Source organism: Guptibacillus hwajinpoensis (genome assembly GCF_001039475.1).
In the GTDB taxonomy this organism is placed as follows: Bacteria; Bacillota; Bacilli; order Bacillales; family Guptibacillaceae; genus Guptibacillus; species Guptibacillus hwajinpoensis.
The window spans coordinates 19,828-36,859 of the sequence record NZ_LELK01000009.1 but is presented as its reverse complement, the minus strand read 5'-3'; the positions used below and the strand labels follow the sequence as shown (position 1 = coordinate 36,859).

The 17,032-nt window shown below is 38.9% G+C and carries 12 protein-coding genes, 1 pseudogene and 1 riboswitch; of the genes and pseudogenes, 8 read left to right on the top strand and 5 right to left on the bottom strand.

Features of this window, described 5'->3' with window-relative positions:
- Positions 1–15: 15 nt before the first annotated feature.
- The 4 genes and pseudogenes from AB986_RS18445 to AB986_RS22135 all read left to right on the top strand — a co-directional run bounded on the left by AB986_RS18445 (position 16) and on the right by AB986_RS22135 (position 3,301).
- A pseudogene (locus tag AB986_RS18445) lies at positions 16–1,195 on the top strand (thiolase family protein).
- A gap of 315 nt (positions 1,196–1,510) precedes the next feature.
- Complete coding sequence (gene rsgA, locus AB986_RS18440) at positions 1,511–2,566, top strand: ribosome small subunit-dependent GTPase A (RefSeq protein WP_048313095.1); 1,056 nt, start codon at positions 1,511–1,513, stop codon at positions 2,564–2,566.
- Between the two features lie 29 nt (positions 2,567–2,595).
- A complete protein-coding gene (locus AB986_RS18435; protein ID WP_048313094.1) occupies positions 2,596–3,090 on the top strand; it encodes a DinB family protein in 495 nt (164 codons plus the stop codon).
- A gap of 88 nt (positions 3,091–3,178) precedes the next feature.
- Positions 3,179–3,301, top strand: coding sequence for a YuzL family protein (locus tag AB986_RS22135; protein WP_136948263.1), 123 nt, complete (start codon positions 3,179–3,181; stop codon positions 3,299–3,301).
- 47 nt (positions 3,302–3,348) lie between these two features.
- Here AB986_RS22135 and AB986_RS18430 read toward each other — a convergent pair whose 3' ends face one another.
- Complete coding sequence (locus AB986_RS18430; protein WP_048313093.1) at positions 3,349–4,761, bottom strand: aminotransferase-like domain-containing protein; 1,413 nt, start codon at positions 4,759–4,761, stop codon at positions 3,349–3,351.
- Positions 4,762–5,145: 384 nt separating this feature from the next.
- Here AB986_RS18430 and AB986_RS18425 point away from each other — a divergent pair, with 384 nt between their 5' ends.
- Complete coding sequence (locus tag AB986_RS18425) at positions 5,146–6,849, top strand: peptide ABC transporter substrate-binding protein (protein ID WP_048313092.1); 1,704 nt, start codon at positions 5,146–5,148, stop codon at positions 6,847–6,849.
- Positions 6,850–7,054: 205 nt separating this feature from the next.
- Here AB986_RS18425 and AB986_RS18420 read toward each other — a convergent pair whose 3' ends face one another.
- The 3 genes from AB986_RS18420 to AB986_RS18410 form a co-directional block, all read right to left on the bottom strand.
- A complete protein-coding gene (locus AB986_RS18420) occupies positions 7,055–8,494 on the bottom strand; it encodes an amidase family protein (protein WP_048313091.1) in 1,440 nt (479 codons plus the stop codon).
- Positions 8,495–8,798: 304 nt separating this feature from the next.
- A complete protein-coding gene (locus AB986_RS18415) occupies positions 8,799–9,380 on the bottom strand; it encodes an ECF transporter S component (protein ID WP_048313090.1) in 582 nt (193 codons plus the stop codon).
- A 145-nt stretch (positions 9,381–9,525) separates the two neighbouring features.
- A riboswitch (FMN riboswitch) is annotated at positions 9,526–9,663 on the bottom strand.
- A gap of 198 nt (positions 9,664–9,861) precedes the next feature.
- Entirely contained in the window at positions 9,862–10,233 is a 372-nt protein-coding gene (locus AB986_RS18410) for a c-type cytochrome (RefSeq protein ID WP_084006649.1), read from the bottom strand.
- Between the two features lie 186 nt (positions 10,234–10,419).
- Here AB986_RS18410 and spoIIP point away from each other — a divergent pair, with 186 nt between their 5' ends.
- Entirely contained in the window at positions 10,420–11,592 is a 1,173-nt protein-coding gene (spoIIP, locus tag AB986_RS18405; RefSeq protein WP_053216254.1) for a stage II sporulation protein P, read from the top strand.
- 49 nt (positions 11,593–11,641) lie between these two features.
- Here spoIIP and AB986_RS18400 read toward each other — a convergent pair whose 3' ends face one another.
- On the bottom strand, positions 11,642–12,214 hold the full coding sequence (locus AB986_RS18400; protein ID WP_048313089.1) for a YitT family protein: 573 nt from the start codon (positions 12,212–12,214) through the stop codon (positions 11,642–11,644).
- A gap of 228 nt (positions 12,215–12,442) precedes the next feature.
- On the opposite strand from AB986_RS18400, the gene AB986_RS18395 reads away from it, so the two are divergent.
- On the top strand, positions 12,443–14,749 hold the full coding sequence (locus AB986_RS18395) for a putative bifunctional diguanylate cyclase/phosphodiesterase (RefSeq protein ID WP_053216253.1): 2,307 nt from the start codon (positions 12,443–12,445) through the stop codon (positions 14,747–14,749).
- Between the two features lie 418 nt (positions 14,750–15,167).
- On the top strand, positions 15,168–16,799 hold the full coding sequence (locus tag AB986_RS18390; protein ID WP_048313088.1) for a M4 family metallopeptidase: 1,632 nt from the start codon (positions 15,168–15,170) through the stop codon (positions 16,797–16,799).
- Positions 16,800–17,032 lie beyond the last annotated feature (233 nt).

Sequence of the window (17,032 nt, the reverse complement as noted above, 5' to 3'; positions counted from 1 at the left end):
AATGGAGGGAGAAACATGAAAGATGTATTTATTCTAGAAGGTGCCAGAACACCATTTGGAACGTTCGGAGGCTCTCTAAAAGATGTTAGTCCAACTGATTTAGGTATTGTGGCAAGTAAGGAAGCTTTAAGAAAGAGTGGCGTCGAGGCTTCCGAGATTGACCTTTCTGTAATAGGAAATGTTATTCATTCTACTTCAAATGCATCGTATCTCGCTAGGCATATAGCGCTTGGAGCAGGTGTACCAATCGAAAGTCCAGCACTGACCGTTAATCGTCTATGTGGATCTGGTATGCAGTCAGTTATTTCGGCTGCTCAGTCCATTATGATGGATGAAGGGAAAACGGCACTTGCAGGTGGTGCTGACAACATGAGTTTATCTCCTTATGCTCTTAGAGGCAGTCGCTTTGGGGCGAAAACTGGAGCACCTAAAATCGACGATATGCTAATGGCAACTTTAACGGATGAATACACAGGGTTTGGAATGGGGATAACGGGAGAAAATCTAGCTGAGCAATATAGTATTTCTCGTGAGGATCAAGATCAATTTGCATTTGAGAGTCAGCAAAGAGCAGCGCGTGCAAGAGAGCAGGGTCTTTTTGCTGAGGAGATTGCATCAGTAGAAGTAACTAGCTCTAAAGGTGTGAACCACATTTTAGTAGATGAACATATTCGTGAAGGAACAACAGTAGAGAAGCTTGCCTCATTGAAACCTGCATTTCGGAAAAATGGTACAGTAACGGGTGGAAATGCAAGTGGTATTAACGATGGAGCAGCAGCCGTCGTGTTAGCAGGAGAAGACTATTTATCATCCAATAATCGTGCACCGCTAGCGCGAATCGTCTCATGGGGGATAGCTGGTGTAGATCCTTCTATAATGGGGATTGGACCGGTTCCTGCTATCAAGAAGGCATTGCATAATGCGAATCTCACTATTCAAGAAATGGACCTTATTGAAGTAAACGAAGCGTTTGCCGCCCAGTATTTAGCAGTAGAAAAAAGCGCTTGAACTGGATCGATCAAAAGTGAATGTGAATGGTGGTGCGATTGCGCTCGGGCACCCAGTAGGTGCAAGTGGCACAAGAGTACTATACACCTTAATTAAAGAATTAAAGCGACGAAATGGAAAGTATGGAGTAGCCTCACTTTGTATTGGTGGGGGACAAGGAATTGCCATTGTTGTTGAAGTAATGTAATTAGTCAGAAAACATTTGCAATTAATATAGGCTTTAGTATAATAGACTTATCAAGTATCGGAAAGGGGTTGTGCATTATGGTAAATTTCAATAATCGTTTATTGCTAATTGCATATTGTGCACAGTCCGATCGGGGTCATTATTAGAAGTGATTTTCTTCTGATTAACAAGTATAAAACCATGGACTGTGCACTCCTGTCCATGGTTTTATTACATTTCTAGCATGTTAATACATGCGAACTGTATTGAAAAGCCGGCTGTTTAGTACGGCTCTTTTTTATACAGTAAATGACTTATTAATCAGGAGGCATACAATTGAATTTACTTCATTTAGGTTGGAACTCATTTCTTGACGAGGCGTATCAAGAAATGAAAAAAGAAGGTCTTGAGCCGGCAAGAGTTAAACAAGAACATAGAGGTTCTTATGAGGTGTCATCAGAACAGATGACATACATGGCAGCGCTCTCTGGTAAATTTAGATTTGAATCAGATTCACGAGAGGATTTACCAGCAGTGGGAGACTGGGTTCTGATCGCACCACAGGAGAATCAGCGAGCAGTTATTCATTATGTACTACCTAGAAAAAGCAAGTTTTCACGAAAAGCAGCTGGTAATACAACAGAGGAACAAATTATAGCTACGAACATTGACACCGTCTTCCTTGTTAATGCATTGAATCAAGATTTTAATATTGGTCGAATTGAACGTTATCTTGTTATGGCGTGGGAGAGTGGAGCTAATCCCGTAATTGTTCTTAGTAAAGCAGATCTAGCTAAGAGCATAGAAGAGAAAGTTGAGGCACTAGAAGGGATTGCAATAGGTGTTCCAATACATGTAGTGAGTTCAGCTACAGATACGGGAATTAATGAACTTACATCATATCTATCGATTGGTACAACTACTGCTCTACTCGGTTCTTCTGGCGCAGGGAAATCGACGCTTATTAATAAATTGTACGGAACTGACGTTCAGACCGTTCAGGATATTAGAGAAGGAGATGGGAAAGGAAGACACACGACAACGAGTAGGGAGCTCATTGTACTTGAAAGTGGAGGTGTCTTAATTGATACTCCTGGAATGAGGGAACTACAGTTATGGGAAGCGAGTGATATGTCGCACAGCTTTCACGATATTGAAAGCCTAGCAGAAGGATGTCACTTCCGAGACTGCAAGCATAATGGAGAGCCTGGTTGCGCTGTTGAAGAAGCGATACAAGTTGGAGAACTCGAGCTGAGGCGCTTTCGTAACTACCAGAAATTCCAACGTGAACTCTCTTTTCTTGAAAGACAAACAAATAAGAAAGCCCAATTAGAAGAAAAGAAAAAATGGAAGAAGCTAGCAGGGGATCGTACAAGGCAGAATCGTCGATAGGCTTGTTAATTAGGGAAGGAGTCGATTTGATGACAGATGAACGCTCTGTATTAAATGAATATGCTTCTTTAACGGACTGGCTACAAGAAATAGCAATGAAGATGAGCGAGGAAGTCTTTTTTAGCTCAATTAAGCCTGGAAAATGGTCACCTGCTGAGATTATTTCTCATATCAGGGCATGGGATGACTATCTTTTGCAAGAAAGAATCTCATATCTTAGTAGTGGTGCATCGTTAACCGGACTTGCTTCGACAGTAGAGGAAGTAAACAGAAGTGCTGCAGCACATGCTCATTCCGGCTTTTCAAAAGATGAGATTATTAATGAAACAGTTAAAGAAAGACAGAAGGTCGTTGAGCACCTTAAACCATTGGGTAGAAAGCAATGGACTGATACGTTTTACATCGATAAATTCCCTCTATGCCTTACAAGCTATATTAAAGGTTTGATTGAGCATGATGAACATCATAAACTCCAAATTGAAGTATTTATGAGTGAACATGGTCTTTTGCTATCTCTCAACTAACGATCCATTGATTAAAGTACGATCGAAGTGTTGAAGGATGGATAATGTGAGCATTTCGAGGAAAGGCTATACGGTGGAGGTGAGAAGAATGGCTAAACATAAGGCAAACCCTACCACAAATAGCCTGGCTTCATCTCAGCCTGAAGGTCAGGGAACTGGGATTGAAATGGGATTACCAAAGGATTCGGCAAGAAAAAAGAAAAAGAAATAAACAATGAAGGCACCGTCTGACGGTGCCTTTTTCAATTCATTGAAATATTAGTAAATCTCTGCATATTGCATGATGTGCAATCGATTCAGCACTGCAATGAGACGACTGGTTCCTTCCAGTAGCGCCTCTTTTCTAACATAGGAAAGAGGTAATTTCATTCTGACAGCATGATCATGTCCATATATAAGTAATAAAATTTTGGCTTCTAAAAGAGAATCAAAAACTTCGTGCTGATTAAGGGCAGGTGTGAAATCAAACCAGATAGCAGTAGGATCATCTTGATCGAGTATCGTTATATGATCTTGGAGTGTACTAAGTTTGTGTAACACTTCTTGTTTGCGGTTAATTAGTTCTCTACTCACTTTTTCGAAATGATCATTCATTTCGTCCGAGTTCAAAATATTTTCTACTAATTCAAGAAGAATAGGTGGAGGATTCAAACTTAACTGTATTTGAAGGTCATGTACACGTTCTATGACATTTTCTGGCCCTAATATCCAGCCGATACTTATACCTGGTGAGATCCCAGTCATATGACCGATTTGAAGAACCATTTTGCGATCTTGGCCAAGTTCATAATAAGATCTTAGTTTCTCTCTCGAAGGTTGCATGAAAAATTGTGCATCATGTAGTTCCAGTATAGGGATGTTCCATTTCTCACACTGAGACAGGAGTTTTTTTCTTTTCTGAATGGTAGATGTCGTATAGGTTGAATGATCGTAAAGAGAACTTGTAACAACTAGCTGTATGTTTTCTTTCTCAATGAGCTGGTTAGTAAGAGGTCGTTCCGATGAAAACCAGTTTATTTTAATTCCTGAAGCAAGCAACATGTTAAGGTTAGAATAATTGACAGGTTCTTCAACTGCGATTGTATCTCCTGGATTGAGAAAGCATTTGACCGCAATAAGTAAAGCGTGCTCAAGACTTGAAGTAATCACCATATTATCAGGTGTTACTTCCCCATCCAGTAAGTAGCAAAGTGATTGAGCTACCCTTGAAGCAATAGGAGGGTAACTCTCGGATCGAGTTGCAAATGGGATTAAATCAGATGCTGTTCTCGCCAAGCATAAATCAGGTGCTACTGATCCTGAAAGGAAATTAATAAATGATGGTTCATTCATATAATTTGTTACTTTACTAAAAATAGAAGAATCCTCTACTAGATGATGATTTCTAAGTTTACTCCAGGTGATGGAGTGATCGGGAAGAAGGTCTGCTGCCTCTTTGCTAACGCGAGTTCCACTCCCTTGTTTAGAAGTTATCAGACCATTGGCACGAAGTTCTGCGTATGCGGTCGTCACTGTACTACGATTTACGCCGAGCTTTAGTGCAAGATCACGTTCAGTAGGTAGCGATGTACCGATTTGTAGGGAACCATTTATAATAGAAGTTTCATAGTAATCAACGATTTGTTTGTACAACGGTTTGTTGCTTTCTAGATTCAGTATAAATCTCGCCATTGTCCATCACCTCACTCCCTATTATAGACAAATATTTTGAAAATTGTATAAATTATTTTAAAAAAAACGCGCTCGCTTTTCTTTTGAAAATACAGGTTTTAAGCCATTTGGAGGTTGTTTTTGTAGAATTAACCAAATTGGATGGGTTATTTTAATCGAATTGGATGGTTACAGAAACTTTTCTGAAATTTACAATAAGTTTAATCATTCAGAATATTGTCGTTTATGAAGACTGGGTGAAACTGTGGAATACTACGGTAGAGTGACATGACCTCCCTGTTATAGAGCTCGCAATCCCGCAGTTAGCACACCATTTTCATATTCGACAGTGAAAGGTCAACTTGTAATTGACCCGAATGGTACAAACAAATAGGGGGTAACACAATGAAGAACAAGTTTTCACTACTGCTTTCAGTCATCTTGTTGTTAAGCCTTTTCCTTGCTGCGTGTTCAGGTAACTCGAGCACATCAAGTAACACAAACAGTGAAGGAGAAGCGTCAAGCGGATCAGATGGGGATAGTTCAGAGGAGTCAGTAGAGCAGATTTTAAATTTAACGGATTCACAAGATATTCCGACTATGGATACAACTCAGGCGACAGATCAGGTAGCATTTAACGTTATTAACCAAGTATTTGAAGGACTTTACAGACTAGATAAAGATAATAAGCCAGTACTTGGTATGGCAGCTGAAGAGCCAGAAGTAGAAGAAAAAGACGGTGAAACAGTTTACACGTTTAAACTTCGCGATGATGCTAACTGGTCAGATGGAACGCCAGTTACTGCAGAAGACTTCGTCTATTCTTGGCATAAGATTATTCACCCAGATACAATGGGCGGTTACGCTTCTATGATGGGTGCTGCTGGAATCAAGAACGGAAATGAAATCGTTACTGAAGGAGATCCACTTTACGGTAAAGTGGAAGAGCTAGGCGTTAAAGCCGTTGACGATAAGACGTTAGAAATCGTTGTCACTCAACAAGTTCCTTATTTCTTTGATCTTCTTACATTTGCTTCTTTCTATCCACAACCTCAGAAATTTGCTGAAGAGCAAGGTGAGAACTACGCTCTAGAAACTGACACTATGCTTTACAACGGTCCATTTACACTAGCTGAATGGAACCATGGTGAAGGTTGGAAACTAGCAAAGAACGATGGCTATTGGGATGCTGATACTGTTCAGCTTAAAGAAGCGAACTACAAAATTGTTAAAGACGAAGCAACACGTGTGAATCTTTATGAAACTGGAAAGATTGACCGCGCTGGTCTTAGTGCAGACTTCGTTGATCAGTTTAAAGACAGAGATGATTTCTCTACCGTTCTTGATACATCTATTTTCTTCCTACGTTTAAACCAAAAGAACGAAGCATTAGCGAATAATGATATTCGTAAAGCATTGTTCCTTGCTTATGACCGTGAAGGGCTTGTAAATGTATTGCTTAACAATGGATCAGTAGCTGCTCGCTACCTTGTTCCTAAAGATTTCCTAACATATGAAGGAGAAGATTTCCGCGCAGCATCTCCAGAAGGATATCTAGCTGATAAAACAGCAGAGGATGCTACTGAATATTGGAATAAAGGTCTTGAAGCGCTTGGTACTGACAGTGTAGAACTTGAATTCCTTACAACTGATAGTGACCTTGCTTCAAAAATCGCAGAATATGCGAAAGACCAATTTGAATCTAAGCTTGATGGGCTTAAAGTTACAATCAATAAGCAACCGTGGAAGCAATTCCTAGAGCTTGAGGATGCTGGGGACTTCGATATCTCAACTGGTGGTTGGGGACCAGACTATCCAGATCCGATGACATATGTATACATGTTTGAAACTGGTGGAGCATACAACCGTATGGACTACTCAAACGAAAAGTATGATCAGTTAGTTACTGATGCTAAAACTGAATCAGATGAGCAGAAGCGTTGGGAAATGATGCAAGAAGCAGAGCGTCTTCTAATTGAAGAAGATACTGCGATCGTTCCTACTTATCAGGCAGGAAGAGCCATTCTTATGCAGGACTACGTGAAGAACTATTACGTTCATAAGTTTGGAGCTGATTCTTCTCTTAAATGGGTAACCATTGAGAAGTAATTTGAGAAAAGCGTGAACCACTCGGTTCACGCTTTTTTTCTATAAGCTATGTCAATGAACAGTGTTGATTTTGGCTCATTTACGCCCTTGGGTGACCTTTAAGCAGAACTGAAAGGCGAGTGAAACTGAGGTTTCACTCAAATGAGCCAAAAATCGAGAAATCAACAATATGAGCTAACAAGCCTTTCTATTCATATCAAATAAACTAGAAATTTGGGAGTTTACGATAGTTTGTTTGCTGTTCGTAGACATAAGCGAGTTTAATGAGTTGTGGTTCACTCAATCCTTTTCCAGTAAACGTAATGCCAAATGGTTTGTTATTTGAGGTAGTACCCGCTGGGACGGTTAGTGAAGGATATCCTGCTTTGGCAGGTAGAGTTGAACCATAGCAGCCAGCAAATAGTAAAGCATCCAAACGCTCAGATTCCATGATGTGATCAAGACCTTTTTCTTTTGCGTATTTCAAATCGAAAAGCCTGCTTTCTAAATAGTTCGGATGTGTTAATTGCCCACTCGTTTGATTTGCTTCTATTAATAAAGACTGACCGTAACGCAAGGCTGTATCTTTATTAGAATCGTTATAAGCAATGATTGATTCAAGTGATGTCATTGTCGAGTGTGTTTCTTTAGCAAGGTAGCTATTGATGCCGGATTTGAATTCATGAAGCAGGACCTGGTAGTCATTCTCGAGATCTTCCTGACGTGCGCATATTTCTTCAATCTCCACAATAGTACATCCAGCTTTTTGAAGTTCATCAAGGGCTCGATTCATTTGCTTTTGTTCTTCTGGGTGCATAGCATTATAATAGTCATTCTTAACGACTCCTACCCTAAATTCTTCAAATAAAGTTTGGAGAAGGTATGGGGTGTAATTGTGGTAAGAAGGAACATGGTGGGTAGATGGATCCTCTACATCACCCCCGGAAATAACACCTAGAATAATAGCAGCATCTGTAACGTTGCGAGTAATAGGGCCCGCTATATCCTGTGACTGTGATATGGGAATGATCCCTTTTCTGCTCACCGTTCCAATCGTAGGTTTTAATCCAACGACAGCATTTGAACTTGCCGGACTTAGAATGGATCCGTTCGTTTCAGTACCGATTGCAGCTGTAGCGAAGTGGCATGCAACTGCTACAGCAGAGCCAGAACTTGATCCTCCTACGTCTAGAGTGCCTGGTCCATAAGGATTTAGTACCTGACCTCCCCTTGAACTATAACCATTTGGCATTGAGTCACTCATGAAATTCGCCCATTCTGTCATGTTCGTTTTACCGAGGATTACTGCTCCAGCCTCACGAAGCTTCTTTACGAGAGAAGCGTCTTCTTTACCATAGGAGTTGCTTAGGGCAATAGAGCCAGCACTTGTGTGCATATTATCTCCAGTATTGATGTTGTCTTTTAATAGTATTGGTATGCCATGAAGAAGACTTCTTGATCCGATTTGTTTTCGTTCACGATCAAGGCCTTCTGCAATAAATAGAGCATCTGGATTTACTTCTAGTACAGCATTAAGTTCAGAATTGTGTTTTAAGATTTGCTCAAGGTAGAACCGAACAAGCTGGTGGGTTGTTAGCTCCCCTTTAAACATGGCGTGTTGCAGATCTATGATTGTCGATTGTTCTAGCCACTCTATTGCTAACATAATCGAAACCTCCTATACCAATTTTCTAACTAATTCTACAAAATATGTCATTTCTCCTTTGTTGCGAATTAACATATCTTCTATTCTAAAGCCAAGGCTTTTTCTAAAAGATTGCTGCTTTTGAAACAAATATTGAAAAATACCAGACTTAGTGATTAGAGCATCCTGGAGCGGAAATAATCGCAATAGCAAAAATGTCTACGATATGAGCTAAAGTCAATTAATGAGAGGTGCCGGTGTTAATAGAAGAATATAAATAAAAAAAGCCAGAATCATAAAGATGATTTTGGCTTTTAATTGATGACTATATAGTTCTGGCTTGCCTAACAAACCAAGGTTTTAATTTCACAAAGAAGGCAATAAAGATTCCTGCTACAATTGCACCTTTAACTAGGTTGAATGGTGTGATACCAGTTAATACAAGTGCCTGTCGGGCTGAAGCTGACATTTCTTCAAATCCCATAAACCAAGTGTAGGCAGGAAGAATAATCAAATAGTTCAACAATCCCATCATTGTTGCCATAAGAATCGTTCCGAATGTAAGTCCCAGTGTTAAACCTTTCTGGGTTTGGTTAAACTTACGGAAAATTAGAGCTGTTGGTACGATGAAGAATACACCTGCGATGAAGTTAGCAAGCTGACCGATAGGGACGCCTGTGAAACTTCCTTGAATACCGAAGTGGATAAAATTCTTAATCGCTTCTACAAGAATTCCTGCTACTGGACCATACAAGATGGCCACAAAGAGTGCTGGTATTTCACTGAAGTCAATTTGAAGAAAAACAGGAAACCCAGGTAGTGGAAAATCGAGTAGCATCAGTAAGTATGAAATACTACTGAACATAGCAACTACAATCATGCGTTGCGTTTTAGACACACTTTTCATTTTGACATTGCTCCCTTTTTTTCGAACCACCGAAAAAGGAGATGTGGCCCCAGTGCACACAAAAAACCATGAGTATGGGGCTCATGGTTACGGCATGGGGAAATAAGCAAGCACTTTCCAGAAAAATGAAAGCAACTTACTACTCCACCATCTTCTCCCATCCAGACTATACTGTCGGCTCTGGAATCACACCAGATCCTGCCCAAAAAACAGGCTCGCGGGCTTGAGGAATTGCATATCCTTCACCGCCGGTCGGGAATTACACCCTGCCCCGAAGATAGTTCGCTATAATGTTTACAAGTTCATTATACAGCGGTGGAAGAGATATCTCAATAAAAACATCTTGAAATCAAGCTATTTTATGATAACGCTTTCTTATTGGTGAATAAAAAACCTTCTGCTCTTTGAGCAGAAGGTTTTTAGGTAAAGCGCTTACCCTATCCTAAATGAGTAGCAAAACTCCCTCTGATGGAAGGTTCACTTATTTCTTTTCTGCAAGCCACGTTGCGACTAACTCTGCTTCTTTACCCTCAATTAAACCTGCTGGCATTCCGCCACCTTTTCCATTCTTGATAATATCAAGAATTTCATCTTTGGAGTAAGTGCCACCAACTGCTTCAAGTGCAGGTCCTGCACCACCACCAAGGTTTTCTCCGTGGCATGAAGCACAATTCTGTGCAAAAATTTGCTCAGCTTCTCCTCCAGCAGAGTCACCGCCTTCTTCAGATTGCTCGCTGTGACTACCTTCGCCACCTCCAGCATGTTCTTCGGTTGTGGAAAGCCAGTATGTAAAACCTACAACCAAGACAAGGAACAAAATTGTTGCACTTATATATGCGGATGATTTACCCATTCTGTTCACCTCCTGTATCCTCACCTTAATCATACTTTTCACACATCTAATTATCAAATATATTTTGGTTCTACTTATTTGAATATGAAAACTATCTATGTTTGCTAGTAAAAAAATCTTCTAATTCCATCATCTTTTTCATAGAAATAGATTAAGAATGAACGGAATGGTGGGAGGGAAATAGGGATGAAAAGCAACACAATTAAATTGTTTAGTGATAGAAACGGCAGTCAAATTAGAACCTTTTCTTTTTTTACGATTATTGGTCTAATTGTATTATTTATACTTGCTGGAATCATTTCATCATCAGAAACAAAATATCGGCTCTCTTCTTCTATGATTCATAACTGGATCACGAGCTTTTCTACAGAAGCAATAATATATGGAATGGGAACTGAAAATCATTACCTAACTCAAGTATTACCTGAAGAAAGTGAGCCTCCTGCTTTTTCACTAGTTGCGTTTCAATTTATTACGAGCATTAAGCCAGGAGATGTTAGAAGTTTAGTGGGTGGAGAGCTACCAGGCTTTGCTTTATACGATGCCAAAATTCACGTTGCTGGAGAAGGCACAAACTTCACAAATTTGCCTGTAGAATCAGTTCCGTCACTTAACGAGTTATTAAAAGAACGTGAAATATCTTCTGATAAACTTCAAATTCAAGATTCTAAAGACCAAGTAACTCCTCCCCTTCATACTACAGACGGTCGAAAAGTGGCATTTATCTATCATTCCCACAGCTACGAATCCTATCTTCCTTTACTTGGGTTAGAAGGAGAGAAGAATGCAAATAAAGCTAACGATGGAAAAACAAATATAACATTAATAGGAAAAATGCTCGGGGAAGAATTAGAGAATAGAGGAATTGGAACGCAGGTAGATGATTCAAATATAGGAGCTCTCCTAAATGAAAAAGGATGGGAACATGGAAAAGCGTACGATGTTTCAAGGACAATCGTTCAATCTGCCATGGGTGGAAGTGATGGGTTAGATTTGTTAATTGATATTCATCGGGATTCATTAAGAGCGAAAGATACAACAGTGACTATTAATAACAAAGAATACGCTCGTACTGTCTTTGTTATAGGAGAAGAAAATCCTAATTATGAAAAAAACCTTGCATTAGCGAAGGATTTACATGAGGCGTTAAAGGAGGAATATCCTGGACTAAGTAGAGGGGTTATTGGAAAGAAAGGACAGGGGGTAGATGGGATTTACAACCAGGATTTATCTCCAAGTGCAATATTAATTGAAATGGGTGGAGTCGATAACAACCTAGAGCAATTGAGCAGAACGGTTAAAGCTTTTGCGGACGTCATTAGCGAACATTATTGGAGTACTGAAAAAGTGAATAATTAACAAGTTGTATAACATGAATACTAAAACGCATGTCCACAGGACATGCGCTTTAGGCTGTCTGTTTATGAAGGGTTAACAAGCCTGTCGCAATTCCAACAGCAAAAATAGTTACAGCTGAATACAATGTAGCGTTCAAACCAATGGTCTTTGAGCCGATAATAATAACAAAGCCATCAATAAGAAAAATAATCATCCCAACGTTTAACGAGAGTACACGTGAGATAAATTGTGCAAGAAGATCTGTTCCACCTGTACTTGTATCAAATTTAAGCATTAATCCTATACCTGAACCAACAAAAAGTCCACCGAGAATGGCGCTTGGTAGGATGGAGAGGGAAAAGGTGTGGCGTAGTGGTGATAGAACATCAATAAAAAAGGAAGATAATAATAATCCATGGAGGCTATTGTAGAAATAGGGACGGAAATAAACAAATGCAATAATGTATAGTGGGATACTTAAGCAGATAATAGTTAGTCCTGTTTGATAACCCCAGATGTATTTAATAATTAAACCAATTCCAATCATTCCACCATCTATTAACTGATTCGGAACAAGAAAACCGTTGATGCCAAATCCAACCAAAATACTTCCGAAGAAAACGGCTGCCATTTTCTTATACATAGATGCTCACCTGCTTGTTCATGGTTGTTCCATGTTTATGTAAGAAATGGAGCTTTCATAACGCATTCATCATTATTACTCAAGCGTTTAGCTCGACAGATAGCGTTTGGTAGCAGAAGGCCCGGTGATTAAATGAGTTCCATACTTTCTTTATACAACATTGGATATTTATATACATTATCCGCATTTATACTAGCCCTGATTTCTTTTTATGGAGGAATCACGGTTGTGGTTAATACAAAGAATGACTCTAATGGTGCAAATCAATGGATTATCTTAAAATCAATTATGATGGGGGTTTCTTTTTATTTGATAAATTTACTAGTAAATTTATCAGTTTCCCCATTTACTAGCTTCAAAATATATCTTCTTCACGCTATTATTTTGATTACGTTAAGTTCATTTAATAGCTATATGATCTTTAAGAACATCTTACAAAAGGGATTGAGGCATCGTTCTCACTTAAAGATTGGATTGGGTTTAGCCACAGGAATTCTAGTTGCTTTTTCGACTGGCAATCTTGTTTACTTTAGTCACGTAATTTCATTCAATCCACTGCACCTGTTGTTAGCAGTTATTGTAATTATAGGGTTTACCATGTGTCTTATTCGCTTTTTACATTTAATTAATCTAGAAGACCATTTAACTGATGATAAAGGATTGCAGCTTGCAGGAGCTTTTGCGGCAGGAACCGCTTTTATATGTCTACCCTACTTATTGTTCTATGGAATGATTGATCAAACGACATTTACAAATTCAAGTGACAAATTTGATCCTTATCTCGTTGCTCTTGCTTTTTTCCTCATTTGCATAGGAGGACTAATTTATATTCCTGATCGACTGGGGTTAATAAGACAATTGGAGCAGTCTAATCGACTTGCTAAGAATGAGCAACAGTTTCAATCGTTATTTCATCATAATCCTGATGCTGTGTTCTCAATTAATACTGAGGGGAAATTTATAAGCGTTAACTATATTGCCTCAGAATACACTGGTTACTCGATTTCAGAATTGAAAAAGATGACCTTTGATCAGGTTATATCATCTAGTGATGTTGAACTTGCTAGAGGAATGTTTCATAGATCTTTACAAGGAGAAGTTCATCAATTCGAGGTGAAAATTCAAACAAAAAAGGCGGATCATAAAGATCTCTATATCTCAACGGTACCGATAATGATTGGTGGTAAGATTGTTGGCGTATATGGTATTGCAAAAGATATAACTGAGAACAACCGAGCAGAGAAGATGATTCATTACTTAGCTTACCATGATGAGCTTACTGGTTTACCAAATCGCCGCTATTTCAATGAGAAGCTTACAGGACTTCTCAAACAAGATGAACCAGAACCATTTGCAGTATTGCTCCTAGATTTTGATCGATTTAAGCGTATTAATGATTTATTTGGGCATGAGTTCGGTGACCGGGTGCTTCAAGCCATTGGGGAGCGCATTAAACAGGTTCTTAATGACGGATTTGTGGTTGCTAGATTAGGGGGAGATGAATTTACAATTCTCGTAACTGAAGAAGAAGAGCGTGTTGCTGGACTAGCAAAACAGGTGCTTGAGTCATTTCATCAACCATTATTAATCGATAATCAAGAATGTCTCCTAACAGCTAGCATAGGTATTTCTATTTACCCTCAACATGGAAGTGACGCAGCTGAGTTATTAAAGCATGCAGACATGGCAATGTATGATGTAAAGGATAAGACGACTAATAATTTTGCTTTCTATATAGAAGATATGAGTAACCAGACCCTTCATAAGATTATACTTGAGAACGATCTTCGGAGAGCCGTCGATGAAAATGAGCTAGTTGTTTATTACCAACCAAAAATTAACACTCTTCTAGGTAAGGTAATTGGGTTTGAAGCGCTTGTAAGGTGGCAACATCCGAACATTGGATTAATTCCACCAGATGAATTTATTAAAGCAGCGGAAGAAACAGGGTTAATTATTCCGATCGAAAAGTGGGTAATGAAACAGGCGTGTGAGCAGTTAAAGCAGTGGCACCTTCTTTATGAGCATGAGTTAACGATGGCTGTGAACTTATCGCAACGACATTTCAATCAAGAAGATATTGTTTGTACAATTCATACAATTCTAGAAGAAGTGGGACTTGAACCGAAATCACTTGAAATCGAAATTACTGAAAGCATGGCTATGTTTAACGAGGAAGAAACAATTGAGAAGTTATATAAATTAAGGGAGTTAGGACTTGAAATTAGCATGGATGATTTCGGAACGGGGTATAGCTCACTAAACTATATGAATAAACTTCCTATCAATCGATTGAAGATTGACCGCTTATTTATTAAAGATATTACGAATAGTTCGTGTGATCTTGCGGTAGTCACAACAATTATTTCAATGGCGAGGCATCTTGAACTAGATATTATAGCTGAAGGGGTAGAAACGGAAGAACAGTTGTCTGTCTTGAAAGAACTTGAATGTTATGAAGTTCAAGGCTATTTATATAGTAAGCCAAAACCTGCTATAGAAATTGAGGAATTTATGAAAGCATATGTCGTTTAATCAAGGGTATTCATTTTGTCAGATTCTTTTAAGAAAATCTTTTCAAAACAACAATCTTTTAGAAAAGAGCCTCATTTGGGAAACATTCATTGCATTATACTTGAAAAGCTTTAAAGAGTAAAAGAAATATAATAGTACTAAGATTGCGCTTAAAAACAATACATGCAAATAAGGCAGGCCAATGGCCTGCCTTATTTGCATGTATTCACCTAATTTTGTAATTATTTTACAAACAAAAAAATCTCGTAGATAAAGTATATCACTATAAACCTCATATTGTTATTGGGAAATGGTCTGCTCAAAACCCCATTATACTCCTGTGTATTCTACTATATTTCCCAATACAAACATATGAAATTATGTGATAATCTACTAATGTACTAAAAATTCTAATAATTCCGAATTGGGGGAAATGAAAATGAAAAAGGGAATCGCCGTTGTTCTTGCGACTGGTCTTGCATTTGGTTCAGCTCTACCTGCTGGTGCTGCTACTTCTACTGATTTAAATCCTGAACAAAAACAGGCATTAGAGAAAATGGAAGTTGTGAAGCAAAATTGGGAGAATGAGCGCAAGGTGCCATCTTTCCTTTCTGGAAAACTATCGGAAAAGAATGTTAAAACAGAAAAAGCAGTTAAATCTTACTTAAAATCAAATGAAAGCCTATTTAAAGTAAAAGGGAAAAATCTAAAACTAGTTAACGAATCGACGGATGACCTTGGTATGACACATTATGAGTATGTTCAAACGGTTAAAGGTGTTGCGATCGACGGAGCGAGATTCATCGTACATACTGATGAAAGTGGCGAAGTTGTAGCGGTTAATGGTGACCTTCATCCTGATGCAGAAAAGAATTTCAAAGGTAGTTCTAAAGCAAAATTATCAGAAGAGAAGGCAGTTAAAAAAGCTTGGAAGTCGATCGATGTAAAACCCAAAAATGTTGTAGATGACAATCCTAGCTTTGTAAGAAAATCTGAAGCAACGGATATGACAGAGAAAAGTGAAAAAGTAGTTTATGAAAAAGATGGAAACTATTACATGACATATAAAGTCCAGCTTCAGTTCATCGATCCATATCCTGCGAACTGGCAAATTTATGTAGACGCACGAGATGGATCGATCGTAGATTCCTATAATGCCGTAACAGAAGGAGCAACAACTGGTTATGGATATGGGGTGCTAGATGATTACAAGTCACTTAATACGTACTACGCTAATGGCACGTACTATCTATATGACACAACGAAGTCAATGAGTGGCGTCATTGAAACAAGAACAGCCAATTACGGTTCTTCTCTTCCTGGAAACTATTCAGTAGACAGCAATAATGCGTTTACTTCGACATCGCAGGGTGCAGATGTGGATGCACACTATTATGCTGGTACAGTATATGATTACTATTACAACACGCACGGTCGAAACAGCTACGACAACAATGGTGCGACAATCCGTTCAACAGTTCACTATGGATCAAATTACAATAATGCGTTCTGGAACGGTGCACAGATGGTTTATGGCGATGGTGACGGCTCAACTTTCGATCCACTATCTGGTGCACAGGATGTCGTTGCGCACGAAATTACGCATGCTGTAATTGAAAGAACGGCTGGACTTCGCTACCAGGATCAATCAGGAGCACTGAATGAATCAATGGCAGATGTGTTTGGCTATTTCGTTGAGCCTGAGGACTTCCTTCTCGGTGAAGATGTTTATACGCCTAATAAGTCTGGAGATGCTCTCCGAAGCTTATCGAATCCAGATGCTTATGGACAGCCTTCTCATATGAACGACTATTATTATACGTCTTCTGACAACGGTGGTGTTCACACGAACAGTGGAATTCCGAATAAAGCAGCGTATTTAACAATCCAAAGCATTGGCAAAACAAAAGCTGAGAAAATTTATTACCGCGCATTGAGCATTTATTTAACACCAACAAGCAACTTTAGTGCAGCTCGTTCAGCACTGTTGCAGGCAACTTCCGACCTTTATGGTACAGGTTCAACATACAATTCAGTTGCAAGTGCTTGGAGTCAAGTAGGCGTAAATTAAATCAATTAATAGGGAAGAGCTCTCAAATGAGAGCTCTTTTTTTCTTTAGATATATTCTTAGAAGTTGTTGCAAACGGGGGATGAACTTCTGCTCCAATTAAAGTTGGAGTTTAAATATTTAAACTAAACCTCTTTCATAAAGGCTCTTTTCTAAAAGATTGTTGCTTTTGAAATAATTATTGAATAAAAAAACACACTTCGCTAATTGGAGCGGAAGGATGCTCGACTCCTGC

What these genes read in the sequence shown, in the direction of transcription:
- AB986_RS18425 (WP_048313092.1), top strand. Translation starts at nt 5,146, where the DNA reads ATGAAGAACAAGTTTTCACTACTGCTTTCAGTCATCTTGTTGTTAAGC.
- AB986_RS18420 (WP_048313091.1), bottom strand. Translation starts at nt 8,494, where the DNA reads ATGTTAGCAATAGAGTGGCTAGAACAATCGACAATCATAGATCTGCAA.
- AB986_RS18435 (WP_048313094.1), top strand. Translation starts at nt 2,596, where the DNA reads ATGACAGATGAACGCTCTGTATTAAATGAATATGCTTCTTTAACGGAC.
- AB986_RS18400 (WP_048313089.1), bottom strand. Translation starts at nt 12,214, where the DNA reads ATGTATAAGAAAATGGCAGCCGTTTTCTTCGGAAGTATTTTGGTTGGA.
- AB986_RS22135 (WP_136948263.1), top strand. Translation starts at nt 3,179, where the DNA reads ATGGCTAAACATAAGGCAAACCCTACCACAAATAGCCTGGCTTCATCT.
- AB986_RS18415 (WP_048313090.1), bottom strand. Translation starts at nt 9,380, where the DNA reads ATGAAAAGTGTGTCTAAAACGCAACGCATGATTGTAGTTGCTATGTTC.
- AB986_RS18410 (WP_084006649.1), bottom strand. Translation starts at nt 10,233, where the DNA reads ATGGGTAAATCATCCGCATATATAAGTGCAACAATTTTGTTCCTTGTC.
- AB986_RS18430 (WP_048313093.1), bottom strand. Translation starts at nt 4,761, where the DNA reads ATGGCGAGATTTATACTGAATCTAGAAAGCAACAAACCGTTGTACAAA.
- spoIIP (WP_053216254.1), top strand. Translation starts at nt 10,420, where the DNA reads ATGAAAAGCAACACAATTAAATTGTTTAGTGATAGAAACGGCAGTCAA.
- AB986_RS18390 (WP_048313088.1), top strand. Translation starts at nt 15,168, where the DNA reads ATGAAAAAGGGAATCGCCGTTGTTCTTGCGACTGGTCTTGCATTTGGT.